The following is a 16,643-nucleotide window of genomic DNA, read 5'->3' as shown; positions in this document are numbered from 1 at the left end:
CGCTACCATATGGCAGCGGTCTTCATACTTCACGCTATTTTCGTTTATCATCCGCCAGTTTAGGCAGAGGCATCTCAAAGACGAAATAGGATAGAACACGCAGCAGGATCGGGTACAATGCCAATACACCAAGCAGGTCTCCAATCCCACCAAGTAAGTCCGTTAACAACATAAGTCCAGAAAGAACAGCCATTAAAAGAACGGTAATCAGCCCGACTCGACCATTGATTGGTGTCCACGTTCCTGCGATAGTTTTTGTATCCTGCTCCATTTTTTCAAAACAGCGGTAATGATAAGGGCGGATGCGAAACCAGTTTGACGCCGTTACCAGTTCATCCCTATCCCTGATTTCTTTATAGCAGTAGCGACACATGTTTGTTTTCACGAAAGATCTACTCCTGAAATAGATATTTTTTCATCAGCAAACATTCATTGCCACTATCATTATACCGCAAAACATCCATAACTCTAAGCATTAACATTATACCTCGTCCGCTCTGTTCCAAATCATCAAGCGTCGGAAACCACTGCTTTACATCACCGGCCAAGTGATAAGATCTCCAATCAAATCCTCCTCCATGATCCGATATACGAACAATCAATCGCGTATTCAAAAAGCGCAGGTTTAAATAAATAGGATAATGGCTCTGTTTATCATGGCCGTATGTCCACGCATTCCAAACCGCTTCGCTGATGGAAGCATCCACCAGAAGTTGGTCGTGTCCGTAGAACTTCGCTAGATAGGGATAATACCTTCGCCGGACGGACTTCAACTCTCTCGGATGTCTTATTTTCGCTTCTATTGATGTCTTCATAATTCAACCTCTCCTCCGCTGAGTCGATGATTGTAAATTAGACCTGAATGATTGGTTCATTCATCTATTCCCTTATCCCCGGGATTTCAAAAGGGGGATTAACGGTTATTTTACAAATATCGGAAGACTCAGCAACAGGAGTGAATCATTGGAAAGTGAATATATCTGACAATCGTGCCTGAACAAATGTCTCCTTCACAGAATTACGGACACCTCTGATGATCAAGTGCCCACCCTTCTCCTGCAAACGTTTATACCCCGTTACCAGAATACCAAGGCCGGCACTGTCCACCACCAGCGTATCTGACATATCTACCGTAAGATAGGTTTCTCCTTTTTCTATCCTATCCAGCATAGCACTGCGAAAGTCAACGATATCTCGAATATCGTCCTTAACAGGGAAACGGATGGCAGCTCCTCGATTAAGAGGCTTGATTGTTCCGTTCATTTCGACGCCCCCTTTCTGTTTCAAATAATGGTGAAACGGTTGCTTCCGTGTGTTTGGACGTTTCAAAAACTCTCAATTCATCCGTCAATTCTGTTGCCATCCGGCTCATATGGTCGGATGTTCCGACGATATTGGCGATGGAAGTATTAATTTCCTTCGTACGAAGGTCCATTTCCCTGGAGGAGATGGCAGTTTCGTCGAGAAAATGACCAAGGCTTTTGATTAAGGAGAGAATATCGGCACTCGTTGCCACTTTTTCTCCTGTCACTATTTTAATCTCTTTCAATTCTGCTTCCGACTGCTGGAAGGATTCTTCGATCTGCCGGAGGGAGTCGTCCGCTTGTCCAGCAAATTTCACTCCGTCTTCAATGAGCGCTACGCTTCGCTCCATTTCTTTCGATGCATCAGCGGTCGTATCGGTCACCTGTTTAACAACATCAGCGATTTCTGCAGCTTCCTTGGTGGACTCTTCCGCAAGCTTCCTCACTTCATCGGCAACAACAGCAAATCCTCTACCGGAGTCTCCAGCCCTTGCCGCTTCAATCGCCGCATTCAATGCAAGCAGATTCGTCTGCTCAGCAATGTTTGAAATCGTATCTACCATTCGGTTAATCTTGCTGGAGAAATGATGAAGGTTCTCAATCTCTACTTTCGTTCTGGCATTTTGATTCTTGATCCCATGCATCGTTTCAAGGACAGTTTGTACGGCGCTCTTCCCCTCCTCCGCAGCTTCCACAGTAGCTTCTGACGATTCTCTTGCCAACTCTGCCCGTTGTTTTGCAATTTGGATCAGGGAGGAAAGCTCCAAAAGACTACGCGATACCTCTCTTACTGTCACCTCCCCCTTTTCCGCTAGTTTTTGCAGCATCTCCCCCTGTACCATCACCCGCTTGGACTGTTCCTCTACTTCATCTGCGGATGCTGCATTCTCTTCTGATGTCGCTGCTACCGATTCACTGGACTCTTTAAACGTCTGCACGACATTACGAAGCGTAGCGTTTAATCGATTAAAGGTCGCAGCCAGCCTGCCAAACTCATCCTTCGTCCTTATATCCATATCCTTTGATAAATCGATGGTCGACCCGTTCATGGATTTCATATGGGCCTCCAGTTCCTTCATCGGCTTCGAGATAACCTTCCGTATGCCGCAATACACAAAAGCCACCATAATAAACAGGTTGATGAGAATAGTAAAATAGGTTTGAATAAATGCGACGGCCGTTGGACCGAGAGCTTCTGCAAGCTCTGACTGCAGCAGAAAACGCTGGACATACGAAATCGGCGTCCCCATAAGCAGACTGAAGACGGTTGCTGCAACGACAACCAGCATAAGCTTCTTCGCTATACTCCATTGGGTGAATGCCGAACTACTTTTCTCATTCATATGATCAACTCCTCCTAAGACTTATGACTTATTTCCATTATAATAATAAACAAATACCCTATCTTCCTGCAGACAAACCACTTTTTTTCTAAAAATTCATAAAATTAAAAAAATAACCCTTCACACCTTTTGGTGCAAAGGGTTATCGGTTATGATTAAACGATAACTTATGATTCATGGATATAGTTTGGTTCTGGATAAGAGGTATCCCTCTATAATTTATCTTCTCTGTTGTTCCTTAATTCTTGTCATCACTTTTTCTTTTGCTTCCTCACTTTGATAACTCTCCATAGCTGAGAGGATCGCTCGTTCTTCCTTCATCAATTTCTGCAGTTCTGCAAGAAAACGCTCGCTCGTCAATTCTTCCTCTTCCAGTTTTAACGCATAGCCCTGTTTTACGAAGGAGTCGGCATTTAAAATTTGGTCCCCTCTGCTCGCTGCTCTGGATAACGGAATGAGGAGCATCGGTTTCTTTAAAGCCAGAAACTCGAAGATCGCATTGGAACCTGCGCGGGAAACGACATAATCCGAAGCGGCGAATAGGTGCTTCAATTCATCTTGCACATACTCGAACTGGGCATATCCCTGTCTATGGATAGTGGAATCTTCGTTTCCTTTTCCACAGATATGGATGATTTGTACGTCCTTCAGCAAGTCGTCTAAGTTTTCACGGATGGCATCATTGATCCGCTTCGATCCCATACTGCCTCCCATGACCATAACGACCGGCTTCTGTTTATGGAATCCACACATCGATAACCCCTTCAAACGGTCACCGGTGAACAATTCTTCACGCACGACGGCTCCAATGAACTCGCCTTTCCCTTCCGGCAGATGCTGCATCGTTTCGGGAAAAGTCGCAAGGATTTTCTTCGCAAACGGGAACGACAACTTGTTGGCAAGTCCTGGAGTATAGTCCGATTCGTGAATAACCGTCGGGACATTTTTAATTTTTCCCGCCATGACAACGGGAACAGAAACGAATCCACCTTTGGAGAAGATGACATCCGGCTTCCGCTTCGAAAGAATCCGGAGGGACTGCATCAATCCTTTCAATACTTTAAACGGATCCTTAAAATTTTCCTTCGACATATACCTGCGCAGTTTACCGGTGGATATGCCATGATACGTTACGCCCTCCAACGGCTCGATCAGCTGACGCTCAATTCCTTCATAAGATCCAATATAGTCTACATCATATCCTTGTTCTTGGAATTCCGGAATGAGGGCCAGGTTCACAATCACGTGCCCTGCTGTTCCACCACCGGTAAATAAAATCCTTTTATTACGGTTCATATTTCGTTCAACGTCCTTTCTGAGGTACTCAAAAGGTAGGCTGTTCAGCCCCGATATGCTATAATCCTCATGTTTCCTCTAAAAGAATTGTAACAGAAAAGAAGGGGTCCTATGTATGAAACAAAGACTTTAAAAGAAAAAATGAAATTGTTCTTCACGATTCTGGTACCCATCCTGATCACTCAAATCGGTTTGTACGCCATGAACTTCTTCGACACGATTATGGCAGGGAAAGCAGGTCCTGACCAACTGGCCGGAGTTGCGATCGGGTCAAGCATATGGGTGCCTGTCTTCACTGGTTTGAACGGAATTCTGATGGCTGTGTCCCCCATCGTTGCCCAGTTGAAAGGCGCTGGAAAATCAGGGGAAATCACCCATTCTGTCAAGCAGGGGATTTACCTTGCCATCGCCCTTGCCGTCACGGTTGCCTGTGTCGGATTCTTCCTGCTCGATCCTGTTCTTTCTCTCATGGATATCGAGCCAGAAGTGAATCGTGTCGCTAAATATTATTTGATTGCTCTCAGTGCCGGCATCATTCCTTTATTCATTTTTAACTTATTGCGTTCCTTTGTAGACGCGCTCGGAATGACGAAGATATCCATGCTGGTCATTCTGTTGACGCTTCCGACAAATGTCTTCTTCAATTACCTCTTCATTTTCGGTAAGTTCGGTGCTCCGGAGCTCGGCGGTGTCGGGGCAGGAGTAGCAAGTGCCATAACATACTGGGTCTCTCTCGGTGTAATCGTTATGCTTATACATAAGCTACCGTCTATAAAAAAGTACGGGATATTCAGAAATCCTGTCCTCCCGGTTATGAAAGAATGGGCTGCTCAACTGAAAATCGGCATTCCCATCGGTTTTTCCATCTTTTTTGAAACGAGCATTTTCGCAGCTGTCACCCTGTTTATGACGGCCTATGATACGAACACAATTGCGGCGCACCAGGCAGCGATCAACTTTGCTTCCTTCCTTTATATGATTCCATTGAGCATCGCCTTTACCTTGACGATTGCGGTGGGATTTGAAATAGGAGGAGGGCGGCACCAGGCGGCACGCGCGTATTCCTATCTGGGTATTACGTTTGCCGTTATGATGAGTATCGTAGCTGGTGTCATCTTGTTCACTTTTGATGATACGGTGGCTCGTCTATACAGCTCTGATGAGAAAGTGATCGAACTGACGAAGAATTTCATCTTCTTTGCTATTTTCTTTCAGTTATCCGATGGTTTCGGTGCACCTCTTCAAGGTATCCTGCGCGGGTACAAAGACGTGAACATAACGCTCATCATGGCATTCATCTCTTACTGGGGCATTGGTCTCCCGAGCGGTTATCTACTGGCGAACTACACAAGCTTCGGTCCCTACGGATATTGGATCAGCCTGACCCTTGGGTTGACAGCCGGTGCTGTTACCCTGCTTCTGCGCATGCTGCATATACAGCGCAGAGAAAGAAAAACCGCTCTTTCTACATAAGAAAGACAAAAAAAGCCGGCTCAGGATATGATCCTCAGTCGGCTTTTTTCTATTAAATGAACAATCCGGCAATCGTCGCAGACAACATAGAAGCAAGTGTGGCACCGATCAACAGTTTCATACCGAAACCGGAAACGCGCGCACCCTTCTCTGCATCAATTCCCTGTACCGTACCTGCAATGATACCGATAGAGGAGAAGTTGGCAAAGCTTGTCAAGAACACAGTGACGATACCAATCGTCTTCTCAGACACAGCGTCAAGCATACCTTGGAATTGAAGCATAGCGACAAATTCGTTCGTCACGATCTTCGTCCCCATGATCGCTCCTGCATCGACTACTTCACTCATCGGGATACCCATAAGGATACCTAGAGGCGAAATGATGTATCCAAGCAGTTCCTGAAGGGTAAATCCATTGAAGACAGCTCCAAATACCGCGTTCACAAGCTCCAGGGAGGCGATGAAGGCGATCAGCATAGCTGCAACAATCAAGGCAATCTTACCACCATCAAGGGCACCGTTACCCATCGCTTCGAAGAAGCTCTTGGCATTTGATACGTCTTTCACGTCTACCTTGTCCTCTTCTTTAGGAACCTTGACCGGTGCAATCATCGAGGAGACGATCAATGCACTGAACATGTTAAGCGGCAGTGCCACAAGGATATATTGTGGAGGAAGCATCCCGAGATATGCTCCGACGATGGATGCGGAAACAGATCCCATCGCTGATGCACTGACAATGTACAGACGGTTATCATTCAAATTATGGAACTGAGACTTGATGGCAATCAACGCTTCCGATTGGCCGAAGAAGATACTGTTGACAGCGTTAAATGATTCTACTTTCGGAAGACCTGTAATTTTGGAAAGACCCCAACCGAGATACTTAATGATGAATGGCAAAATCTTCAAATATGTCAGCACAGACAAAATAGTAGCGAAGAATATGATGATCAACAGGACATTGAAGAAAAACACGCCGCCCTCTCCGATTTCAAAACCGCCGAGGACGAAAGCGACCCCTTCGGATCCGTAACCGATCAGCTTGTTGAAGCCGGTAGAGATCCCGTCAATGATGATTCTCCCGATTTCCGTATTAAACATAAACCACGTGATGATCAACTGAACGGCGATCATAATCACGATGCCCTTATAATTAATGTTCTTACGATCATTGGACATTAAAAAAGCGATCCCGAGAATGACCGCAACAGCAAGAATACCTAAAAGAATATCCACAATAAATCCTCCCCTGATGTTGTTGTTTTGACCCTTATGAAAATGCTTACACAAAGTAATTCTATTATGGATTTTATCAGGTTGTCAGACGTCATGCAAGGTTTATTCACAAGAAAAAAATATGGAAACGCTGACAAGTGTCTAGTCACATCTTAATATGTCTAAATTCGCAGATGTCATTCTTACATTTGTATAATAAAGGAACAAAGTCCTCCCATTTTCTACAAAATAAAATACCCCCGTCGGTGGTCAATCGACGAGGGCTATACCTTAGGGGAGGTATAGTGATGTATGAATGAATGGAAGAGCTCTGTCATTTGGCATCTGATGAGAGACCCTCCCGGTCCATTACTTCCTTTATGATTCTCTATACAGACGAGTGAGCTTGCTTAAAGGTTTCACTTTTTGTACATTTCTAATTGATGATCCCGTGCTGGACAACCTTCACCTTGATATGGGGATCCATTGTTATATTAGGGTACTCTTCTTCCCAGTTCAGTTTTTTCCACTCTTTATTATGATAAGCCCTTACACGCCTTCCAACACCCAGGACGTCGCTGTTAGCCTCTTGAATGGTGGAAATAATGCTTTCTGCTTTCTCTGTCAACACTTTTTCAAGCTCTTTCTCAACCGTTCCGATTTTGCCTTTGACGTAAAGATGATCGGAAGGGTATTCCACAATCTTCACCGATAAGTTCAGATTGATTTTCACCTTCACTTCCCCGTTTACTACGTCTATTTTCATCTTTCGGTCATTCTTCAAGACATGAACGGTAACAAAATTAAGCAGATCATCATCTTCTCCATCGGATATCTTTTCCGTAAGCCTTGCCACATTTCCCATTTTCCCTTCGAGAAGCATGTAAAGGACCGTCAAAGAAGAGTCAATTTTCTTTCCAGTGTAATGTTTTCCGTGAAAGAGACCCATCCCGGTAATGATCAACAGCTGCCTGTTTTCATCTACCGCCATCGTCGGTACGGAAAAATCGACGCCCGGTTCCAGAATTTCAGCGTTCAGCATCTGTAGATTTTCACCGGTTGTATGGGTGGCGGCAACTCCAGCTTCGATAATCCCGCTTAAATAGTTGCTGATCCTCATTTCATTTTCATTCTTCACATTCAGAATTCCTTCGGCAGTTGTACCATCTGCAATGACTAAAGCGGCATTCAAATTACTGTTCGGGTTACGGTAAAGTTCATCCAAAACGGGATACATATTCTCTTTCGCCAGTTCTTCTCCGAGCACGATGACGCGCAGCTTGGAAGGATCGAACGATTCCGATATCATCTGGTCAATTTTATCCCTTCCATCCCTGGGCGTATGAGCATCGGTGGAGATGATCTGCACCTTTTCTGCCCCAGGTCCATCCAACCCTCTCTCCACAGTCGGAATGGAAACGGTCTGGCGGATTTCCTGCTCCTCCCCTTTATCCAATCCCATGGAAAGGACCAGCTTCATATTCTTAAACTGACGTTCATCCCAACAGCCTGTCAGCAAAAGCAGACATGCGAGTGCTATGATGCATCGTTTCATACGTTCAGCCCTTTCCTTTCTTCCGTTTTTTCGCAAGATAACTGAATGGGAGCATAATAAATGGGAGCATCAGGGAAAAGAAATAACCGGCGTAGACCACGAACTTGTTAAAGGTTTCTACTTTTGTGATGTCAAACCCCATATACATCGTAATGACAAAAATGACGGAACTAATCAATACAATATGCCGGACATTTCCTTTCTTCATGAACGTATGCTTCAGTCCAAGGCTTCCCATATAAATATAGGTGGCAAAGGATGTAGCTACACTGATGATCCAAATGGATATGAAGAATAGGTCAATCCTTGCGATGATTGGCAGTTCAAAAGATTTCAACATATATAAGAGCGGTTCCGGAATGGTCGTCAATTCCATCGAGCTGAAGAAAGTAAAGCTTGCGAAAACGGTAAACAGGTAAAACCCGGTGACAAACCAGTGCGCCTTCACCATCGTCTTCAGTCGCTGCTTCGGTGTTCCTTCCACCTTCGGAAATATAACAAGGGAAACGATAAATCCAAAAAAGGAAAGGACGGCTTTATCCACCCCTTTGAGAACCCTTCCGACACCTTCTTCAAAAACGGGGAGAATATACATGAGGTTCATTTCTTTCATGGAATAAATAACAAGCGCAATCAAAATGATAAGCAGGAAGGACAGCATCGTATAAAGTCTGGCTACCACAAGCAGGCCGCCCGCGACCAAATAGCCGCAAATAAGAATCATTAGCAACGACAGCACCCATAGCGGGGTGTTGGGCAGGACCCAAACACTGATCATCCGCCCGTACAAGAGAATGATCAACGTGCCGACAGCAATGAAGTAGAGAACATAGAGGAAGCTGAGCCCTTTTCCGATCCATTTGGAGAAGATAAGTTCGTTAATTTGAAACAAGTTGTTCTCCGGGTGGTTTCTTGCGGTCAGCCAGATGACGAGCACCACGATTTGTATAAGAACCGCTGCAATAATTAAAGAAATCCATCCATCCTGTTTGGATGCATTATGAAGCTCATGGGGAATAGACAGCACCCCGACCCCGATTTGGGTTTGAATGATCATGAAAAAGAACTGACGCTGAGACAGTTTTTGCTCCGGCTTAGGATTCGCCTGGCTTTGAGGTATCGTTTGCTTTTGCTTGTTCTTCTTTTTCGTGCTCAATTTGCTTCCACTCCCTAGACGATTTAAAGGCAACAGGATCAATCGAGTGAGCGTCTTTCGGTCTTCGTTTCATCATTGGCAGAGGTACACGCACAAATGTATCTTTAAGGTCGACAAGGCTTAAAGGAGCAAGCGGCGCAAAATAAGGTACGCCGAAAGAATGAAGCCTTGTCAAATGCACAAGAATGAACAACATTCCGAAGACGATACCGATAAATCCGAGCGTCCCGGCAAGCAGGATTAATGGAAACGTCAACAGGCGCAGCGTCGTACTCAGTTCATTCGACGGGACGACGAAGGATGCGATGGCCGTCAATGCAACGACGATGACCATCAAATTGGATACAAGACCGGCCCTGACGACCGCATCTCCAATGACGAGACCGCCGACAATGCCGATCGTCTGTCCGATCGGCTGCGGCAGCCTGATCCCCGCTTCCCTTATCAGCTCGATGATGATGACCATCACTAACGCTTCCATAATCGGTGGATAGGCTATTTCGTTTATCGATGACTTGACGGGGACGATGAGCTCATCCGGAATCACTTCAAAATGAAAACTAACGACAGCAATATAAAATGCGGGCAGCGTCACTGCTATGACAAAACTGAATAAACGGATCAAGCGAATAAAGGTGCCCGTAAACCAGCGCATGTTGTAGTCATCCGGCGATTGATAAAACATGAAGAAGGTAGAAGGTGCAATCAAGGCCGTAGGACTACCCTCAGCCATGATGACGACCCTCCCTTCCATCAAATTGGCCACTACCCGATCAGGACGTTCGGTATTAAGCATTTGCGGGAATGGAGAAACGGTCTGGTCTTCAATGAATTCCTCTACATATCCCGGACTGTGCACCATATCTGTGTGGATCGTCTTCATCCGTTTCTCAATCTCTTCAACAAGAGTTGGATCTGTAATTCCATCCATATATAAAAGACCGACATTGGTGTTGGTTTTCTTTCCGAGCTTGTAGTATTTAACCGTTAAATCCCTATGCTCGATCCTCTTCCTGACAAGGTTGATATTGATCATCATGTTCTCGACGAAGCCATCGTGCGATCCGCGTACTACTTTCTCATTGGCCGGCTCTTCCGGACTTCTATTGAAGGATGAGGTTACGTTAAACATCGAAATGCGGCGGCTGCCATCTTCCAAATAAATGGCATGCCCCCGAAGCAGCGTAACGATCGCTTCTTCAAGGTTATTGGTATGTTTACAATCCGGAATTTCCGCTATGCTGTCGACATTACCAAGTTGAACCGGCTCAAAGATCTTCTCATGAATCTTTTCCTGCTCACTCATGGATTCGAAGTACATTAAAGCCGCATTTCCCTTATGCATCACCCTTATTTTCAGGTCATTCGTTTCGTGGAAGGCATTCAAAATGTACTCCACATTTTCAGCGAGCTTCATTGTACTGAGCTGGACCGGCTCATCGGCTTGATCAGCAATTTTCCTATCTGAAATTTTCGTATGATCTCCGAAAAATAATCGTTTTAAAAATCCCATATGCATCACCTGCACTTAGATTGCCACCGCCATGGTAAAACTATACTGTCCTACGGGAAAATAGCAGGTATAAAAAAAAAGCAACCACAGAAGTGGTTGCTTTAGAATCAATGACCCGGGAAGAAGGCCAGTTGAAGGATGAAAATAATGGCGAACATATAAAGAATCCAGTGTACTTCTTTTCCTTTTCCGACTACAAGCTTCAAGATCGGATACGTGATGAAACCGAAGGAAATTCCTGTAGCAATGCTGGATGTAAGAGGCATGGACAATATAATGATGAAAGCCGGGAAAGCATCATCGAATGAACCCCAATTGACCTTGGCAAGTCCTTCCATCATGAAGCACCCGACGATGATCAAGACCGGCGCCGTAATTGCCGGAAGCCCTGATACAGCTCCGACGATTGGAGAGAAGAACATCGACAATAGGAACAGAGCAGCCACGACAAGCGTCGTCAGCCCTGTACGACCACCTGCTGCGACTCCAGAAGAAGACTCTACATAAGCAGAAGACGGACTCGTCCCGAACATGGCACCCACCGTAGTGGCAGAAGCATCTGCCATCAATGCGGCACGGGCACGCGGCAGGCTTCCGTCCGGTTTAATGAACCCTGCCTGCTCGGCCACTCCGACCATCGTACCTGTCGTATCGAAGATCGTAACGAGCAGAAAAGCGAATACGACGGTGTATAAACCGTTACTGAATACGGCACCAATATCCATGTCCCAAAAAACTGGAGCAGGCGGCGCATCCACAAATCCGTTGATTTCAAGCTGACCAGTGAAAAAGCCGACAAGACCTGTCAGGAACATTCCGATGAACAGACCTCCTGTCACATTTCGTGCGATGAGAATCAACGTGACAATCAGTCCGAAGACGGTAAGCAGCTGTCCCGGCGCCGTCAGGTCACCAAGAGTCACTAACGTGGATTCGCTCGGCTCGATGATCCCACTCATGCGCAGCCCGAGAAACGCGATAAATAAGCCGATTCCTGATGTAATTCCATACTTCAAAGAAGGAGGAATAGCCTTAATCAACGTCTTGCGCAGACTCGTCATACTCAAGATAACGAAAAGAATACCGGAAACGAATACCGCACCGAACATAACGGAGTAGCTGACATCCTGCTGCACCACTTCCGTCACGAAGTATGCGTTCAATCCCATTCCGGGAGCTATGGCGATTGGATAATTGGCAGCAAAGGACATGATCAGCGTTCCGATCACAGCGGCAAGAATCGTAGCCATGAACACTTGCTGGAACGGCACATCCGCACCCGACAGGATGACGGGGTTGACTACTATAATATAGGCCATCGTCAAGAACGTCGTAATTCCCGCAAGAATTTCCGTTTTGACGTTGGTCTGGTTTTGATCTAATTTAAAAAAACGTTTCATAGTCATGAACACCTGACTTTCTTTTATGATGACAACGTTCCCTATCATATACTTTTCACGAACAAAAATCAACATTAAAATTGTTAATGTTCGTGTTTAGCTTACAAGCAGTAAAAAAACCGGCAGAGCCTTCCTCCTTCTACCGGTTTTCGTTATGATATCCAGGTTTGTACCATGTCAGGATCTCTTCTGCCGTGTCCTTATCCAAATGGAAGCAACGCGCTACTGCCGGCCCTTGTCCAGAAGGGAGTGTACACCTTACACTGCCGAGATCTGCATTCTTTTGAAAAATGGTTTGTGTTATACGGGCAGACTGTATCCGGTGTTTCTTCATCAGAAACGTATGCCTGCTCCATGACCGGTTGCGCAGAGTCAGCTGCTGATTATCGATCCGCCACCCGGCATCACGGAAAGCCAGGTCGCCCAGTACGAGAAACAGAGGAAAGGAAATCATAGATAACAGACCGTATGGAAAGAAGAAAATACTCACAGCAGCGGAGCCGATCAGCGGGAACAAGGTATAAGTAATCAGGTACCTTCTTCTCCCCCGTTTCGGCGCCTTATTGTACACATCGTTCCATTGATACTCCGGCAGCACACTTTTCAATACCGCGGGCAGGTCTTTCTTCTTAATCAAAGGAAACAGATTCCACTTATGTTCTGATCCTTTATCGACGGTCCCGCCTGCACTAATCAGTGTCACACTGACATAGCCGATGGGCTGTCTGAGCATATTCTCGTCCACCCGGATCCCCTGTATTCGATTGATTGGAACAGTAATCTGTTTCTTCTCGAGAAGCCCTCTCGTTATGATGACATCCTCCCCCTCCAAAGAAACGGAAAAGCCGGCATAACGGATGAATGCAAGGAGAATGGAAAAGCCATATGCAAACACGAAGACACCGAAAACAAGAAGGGCTGCAAGAAAGAATCCGAAGCGGATCCACTGGATGAGCTGATCATACATCCAGCCCATAGGAAGTATGTCTGTCGCTTGGGACAAAAATACGGCAACGCCGGAAAGTACCACACCCGCTCCCCCGGAGGTTACAGCCATCAGCATAATGTCCTTCGTGTCCATTCGGAACAGATAGTTCCTCTTCTCCTCGTGACCTTGGATTAGAAGCGACTCCGATTCTTCCTTATGCGCTTGTACCAATAACGCTTCCAGTTCAAGCGCTTCGAACAATCGAATGGCAGTTAATTCCGCTTCCGCATTCCCAACGCTGGAAGCCGCTGTCTCTATGGACAGCTTTACTAAGCCGAAAGGTCGATGAACGATTCCCTCGGAATGATCGAGACTTTGAATCCGCTCCAAAGGTATGTACCGTTTCTTCCGGAAAATTAACCCGTATTCGATTCTAAGCTCCCCTTCTTCCACTCGATACGTGAAGCGCCACCACCTTATAAGCCCGGAAACAAACACGAGCCCAAAAATGCCGCCCCCGATAAGCAGAGGCATCCATCCCATATTACCCTTAACAATATTTCCGCCATTCAAGAAAAGAATAACGATTAAAGGAAAAAACGCATTTTTCAACAGGCCCCCGACATGAAGGAGAGCGGATAAAGGATGAAGGCGTCTCTTTTTAAACATCATCTTCGGCCACCCTTGCCAGCGCAGAAATGGACAACCTCAGCCTTTCCGCTTCCTTTTGATCAAGCGCCGGAATTTTATGAACGGTGGCGGCTGTCGAAATCCGAATGGTGGAAACCCCGAACTTCCTTAATAACGGCCCCTGTTCTGTATCGACATGCTGCACACGTACCATAGGTATAAGCGTTCGAGTCACAATAAAAATACCATGTTGGATATCAATATCCTTTTCGCTGACATGGTATTTCCAGCGCCGCCAACGCCAAACAGGAATCAGCCAGATCATAAGCACTACGTGCAGGAGCAATGTTCCTGCACCCGTGAAGACGAGCCAGACCGGCCATTGCCAAAAATAAACAGCAGTCGAAAGTGCAATGCAGATCAGGAAAAGAAGAAAAGCCTGAATTCCTCCATGAATTCTCCAGATAAACAAAGCTTTTTCAGATATGACCCGCCGCAGTTGCTGCTCCATCTCTCCACCTCCTCAAACGGTTTAAAAAAACCGGACATTTCGTCCGGTTTTTTCCCCTTTACTTTCCTTTAGATAATTCTTTAGACTTCTCTGTACATGCGTACATCCCTTGGATGATCGCATTTCGAAGACCTGCTTCTTCTAATTTCGTTACTCCGGCTATGGTCGTCCCCCCGGGGGTACAGACAGCATCCTTCAGTTCACCAGGATGTTTACCAGTTTCCCGTACCATCCGGGCGGAGCCTTCCACCGTCTGGGTAACCATCTTATACGCTTTATCCCGCGGAAATCCTTGAGCGACAGCTGCATCAGCCATGGCTTCAATAAGCATATAAATAAAGGCCGGTGCCGACCCGCTTACGGACGGGACAGCGTCCATCAGCTTCTCGGGAACGATTTCGGCTTCTCCAAAGCTCTCAAACACTTCCATTACGTCCGCCAACTCTTCTTTTGAAACGAGTTCATTCGGACATAAGGCACTCATCCCGGCACCTACCAAGGAAGGCGTATTAGGCATCGAGCGTATCACTTTGACATCACGGCCGAACGCATCCCTCATCGCCTGCAGAGTGATACCGGCGGCAATGGTAACGACCACTGTATCCGCCGGTACATCGTCTTTTATTTCTTTTATCACATCTTCATACACATATGGCTTGATAGCAAGAAACAGCAGGTCACATTCTCTGGCCAGTTGTTTATTGTCATGATTGATCTGAATCCCGTACTCATCGGTTACGAAGTCAATCGTTTCATCCGACAGGGCCGTTGCGGCTATCTCCTCCGCCTGGACGAGACCCGCATCAATCATGCCCTGAATCATCGCACGCCCCATTTGTCCGCAACCAATGAACCCAATCCGCTTATTCACCGTACATTCCCCCTTCATCTTTCCTTATTGTATAGGAAGAAGGTCGACTGTACAATTCCTTTCGGGTTGTTGTAAGTTTCTAGTAAAAATTACATATTTTCTAGAAGAGAGGTTTACAAACTGTTCTGGATTACCTATAATAGAAACTGTATTCTTCATATCATAGTGAAACGCCCAAAATATCATAGCTGCTACGAAAAAAGCTGAGCTGCCCTAAGCTCAGCTTTTTTCGTGTAGACAAACGAAACCGGATGGCCTTGGGGCCATCCGGTTCGAAAAGATTCATTTAACAACTTCTCCCTGCTCATTAAAAAAGTGCTTCATGGCATGGAACACATCCGCTTTCCTCCGAAGAATATAGTGCCTGAACTTCGGATGATCAATCGTTTTGTACGCCTGCATGAGACTCGAAGAGCGGTTATACTGATTTACTTCTCCATAACCGAACATCTGGGAAACTTCAATCAGCTGATCAATTAACCCGAGGCAGCGTTTGTTGTCTGATGTTAAATTATCGCCGTCCGAGAAGTGGAACGGATAGATATTATAGCGATCCGGTGAATATTTCGTCTCTATCAATTCCAACGCTTTGCGGTAGGCCGAAGAACAAATCGTTCCACCACTTTCGCCTTTCGAGAAGAAATCTTCCTCACTGACTACTTTCGCCTGTGTATGGTGCGCAACAAACTCTACTTCGACTGTCTCATAATTCTTCCCTAGAAAACGATTCATCCAGAAGAAGAAACTGCGCGCCATATATTTTTCCCACTGTCCCATCGAGCCGCTCGTATCCATCATGGCAAGAACGACAGCTTTTGATTCCGGCTTTGTTTTTTCATTCCACGTTTTAAAACGGATATCTTCCGGATAAATCGGTGCAAAAGCCGCATCCCCGCTCAATGCATTCCGCTTATACGCCTCCAACATTGTACGCTTCTTGTCAATGTTTCCTGTCAATCCGGTCTTCCGAATATCGCTGAACTCAATATCGGTCTGAATAATATTGTCTTTTTCTTTTTCATCAAGGTTGGGAAGCGTCAGCTCCTTGAACAAGGCTTCCTCCAACTCTGCAAGGGAAATTTCCGCTTCATAGTAGTCTTCTCCTGCCTGATCACCTGCTCCATCACCGTCTCCAGGCTTTCCTTTTGACTGAGGAGCCTGGGCCACTACATCTCCGACCTGGCTGTCCCCGTCTCCTTGTCCTGCATGCTTATTCTTCTCGTAGTTGTATCGAATCTTATATTCATCAAGGGAACGTATAGGAATCTTTACGACTCGTTTTCCATTCGACATCACAATATTCTCTTCTGTAATAAGATCAGGAAGCTGCTTGTTCATGGCGTCTTTTACTTTTTCCTGATGTCGCCGTTGATCGTCGTAGCCTTTCCGATGGAGGGACCAGTCGTCTTCGGCGATTACGAAACTTTTCTCTTCATCCATATTT

General features: G+C 45.8%; 15 protein-coding genes. 1 reads left to right on the top strand and 14 read right to left on the bottom strand.

The features are described from left to right. Positions 1-34: 34 nt before the first annotated feature. The 5 genes from AXG56_RS00710 to AXG56_RS00690 all read right to left on the bottom strand — a co-directional run bounded on the left by AXG56_RS00710 (position 35) and on the right by AXG56_RS00690 (position 3,943). Positions 35-385 carry a hypothetical protein gene (locus AXG56_RS00710; protein WP_026578315.1) on the bottom strand — a complete coding sequence of 117 codons (351 nt, stop codon included), beginning with the start codon at positions 383-385 and terminating at the stop codon, positions 35-37. A 7-nt stretch (positions 386-392) separates the two neighbouring features. Beyond that, positions 393-815: an ATP-binding protein gene (locus tag AXG56_RS00705; protein WP_062512789.1), complete on the bottom strand. Its 423-nt coding sequence runs from the start codon at positions 813-815 to the stop codon at positions 393-395. Between the two features lie 145 nt (positions 816-960). After that, a complete protein-coding gene (locus AXG56_RS00700) occupies positions 961-1,263 on the bottom strand; it encodes an STAS domain-containing protein (protein ID WP_008634600.1) in 303 nt (100 codons plus the stop codon). After that, a complete protein-coding gene (locus AXG56_RS00695; RefSeq protein WP_062512787.1) occupies positions 1,238-2,647 on the bottom strand; it encodes a methyl-accepting chemotaxis protein in 1,410 nt (469 codons plus the stop codon). Before AXG56_RS00695 ends, AXG56_RS00700 begins: the two co-directional genes overlap by 26 nt. A 219-nt stretch (positions 2,648-2,866) precedes the next feature. Continuing rightward, the gene (locus AXG56_RS00690) at positions 2,867-3,943 is read right to left on the bottom strand and encodes an undecaprenyldiphospho-muramoylpentapeptide beta-N-acetylglucosaminyltransferase (protein WP_062512786.1); all 1,077 of its coding nucleotides are present in this window, start codon (positions 3,941-3,943) and stop codon (positions 2,867-2,869) included. 111 nt (positions 3,944-4,054) lie between these two features. On the opposite strand from AXG56_RS00690, the gene AXG56_RS00685 reads away from it, so the two are divergent. Beyond that, on the top strand, positions 4,055-5,416 hold the full coding sequence (locus tag AXG56_RS00685; protein WP_026578311.1) for an MATE family efflux transporter: 1,362 nt from the start codon (positions 4,055-4,057) through the stop codon (positions 5,414-5,416). 52 nt (positions 5,417-5,468) lie between these two features. Here AXG56_RS00685 and AXG56_RS00680 read toward each other — a convergent pair whose 3' ends face one another. The 9 genes from AXG56_RS00680 to yhbH all read right to left on the bottom strand — a co-directional run bounded on the left by AXG56_RS00680 (position 5,469) and on the right by yhbH (position 16,639). After that, positions 5,469-6,656, bottom strand: a complete 1,188-nt coding sequence (locus AXG56_RS00680) for a NupC/NupG family nucleoside CNT transporter (RefSeq protein ID WP_062512784.1) — start codon at positions 6,654-6,656, stop codon at positions 5,469-5,471. Between the two features lie 415 nt (positions 6,657-7,071). Then, the gene (locus tag AXG56_RS00675) at positions 7,072-8,190 is read right to left on the bottom strand and encodes a Ger(x)C family spore germination protein (protein WP_062512782.1); all 1,119 of its coding nucleotides are present in this window, start codon (positions 8,188-8,190) and stop codon (positions 7,072-7,074) included. A gap of 4 nt (positions 8,191-8,194) precedes the next feature. Then, positions 8,195-9,346: an endospore germination permease gene (locus AXG56_RS00670; RefSeq protein WP_062512779.1), complete on the bottom strand. Its 1,152-nt coding sequence runs from the start codon at positions 9,344-9,346 to the stop codon at positions 8,195-8,197. Beyond that, complete coding sequence (locus tag AXG56_RS00665) at positions 9,285-10,859, bottom strand: spore germination protein (RefSeq protein ID WP_062512777.1); 1,575 nt, start codon at positions 10,857-10,859, stop codon at positions 9,285-9,287. Before AXG56_RS00665 ends, AXG56_RS00670 begins: the two co-directional genes overlap by 62 nt. 107 nt (positions 10,860-10,966) lie before the next feature. Continuing rightward, positions 10,967-12,259, bottom strand: coding sequence for an NCS2 family permease (locus AXG56_RS00660; protein ID WP_062512775.1), 1,293 nt, complete (start codon positions 12,257-12,259; stop codon positions 10,967-10,969). Between the two features lie 139 nt (positions 12,260-12,398). Continuing rightward, a complete protein-coding gene (locus AXG56_RS00655) occupies positions 12,399-13,859 on the bottom strand; it encodes a PH domain-containing protein (RefSeq protein WP_062512774.1) in 1,461 nt (486 codons plus the stop codon). Beyond that, positions 13,849-14,328, bottom strand: coding sequence for a PH domain-containing protein (locus tag AXG56_RS00650; protein WP_062512773.1), 480 nt, complete (start codon positions 14,326-14,328; stop codon positions 13,849-13,851). The genes AXG56_RS00655 and AXG56_RS00650 overlap by 11 nt, the downstream gene beginning before the upstream one ends. 58 nt (positions 14,329-14,386) lie before the next feature. After that, positions 14,387-15,199: a pyrroline-5-carboxylate reductase gene (proC, locus tag AXG56_RS00645; RefSeq protein ID WP_008634582.1), complete on the bottom strand. Its 813-nt coding sequence runs from the start codon at positions 15,197-15,199 to the stop codon at positions 14,387-14,389. 282 nt (positions 15,200-15,481) lie between these two features. Beyond that, complete coding sequence (gene yhbH, locus AXG56_RS00640) at positions 15,482-16,639, bottom strand: sporulation protein YhbH (RefSeq protein WP_008634580.1); 1,158 nt, start codon at positions 16,637-16,639, stop codon at positions 15,482-15,484. Positions 16,640-16,643: the final 4 nt, after the last annotated feature.

It is taken from the genome of Halobacillus sp. KGW1, from assembly GCF_001592845.1.
In the GTDB taxonomy this organism is placed as follows: Bacteria; Bacillota; Bacilli; order Bacillales; family Halobacillaceae; genus Halobacillus.
The sequence above is the reverse complement of the archived record's forward strand: the minus strand, read 5'-3'. Positions and strand labels throughout refer to the sequence as shown.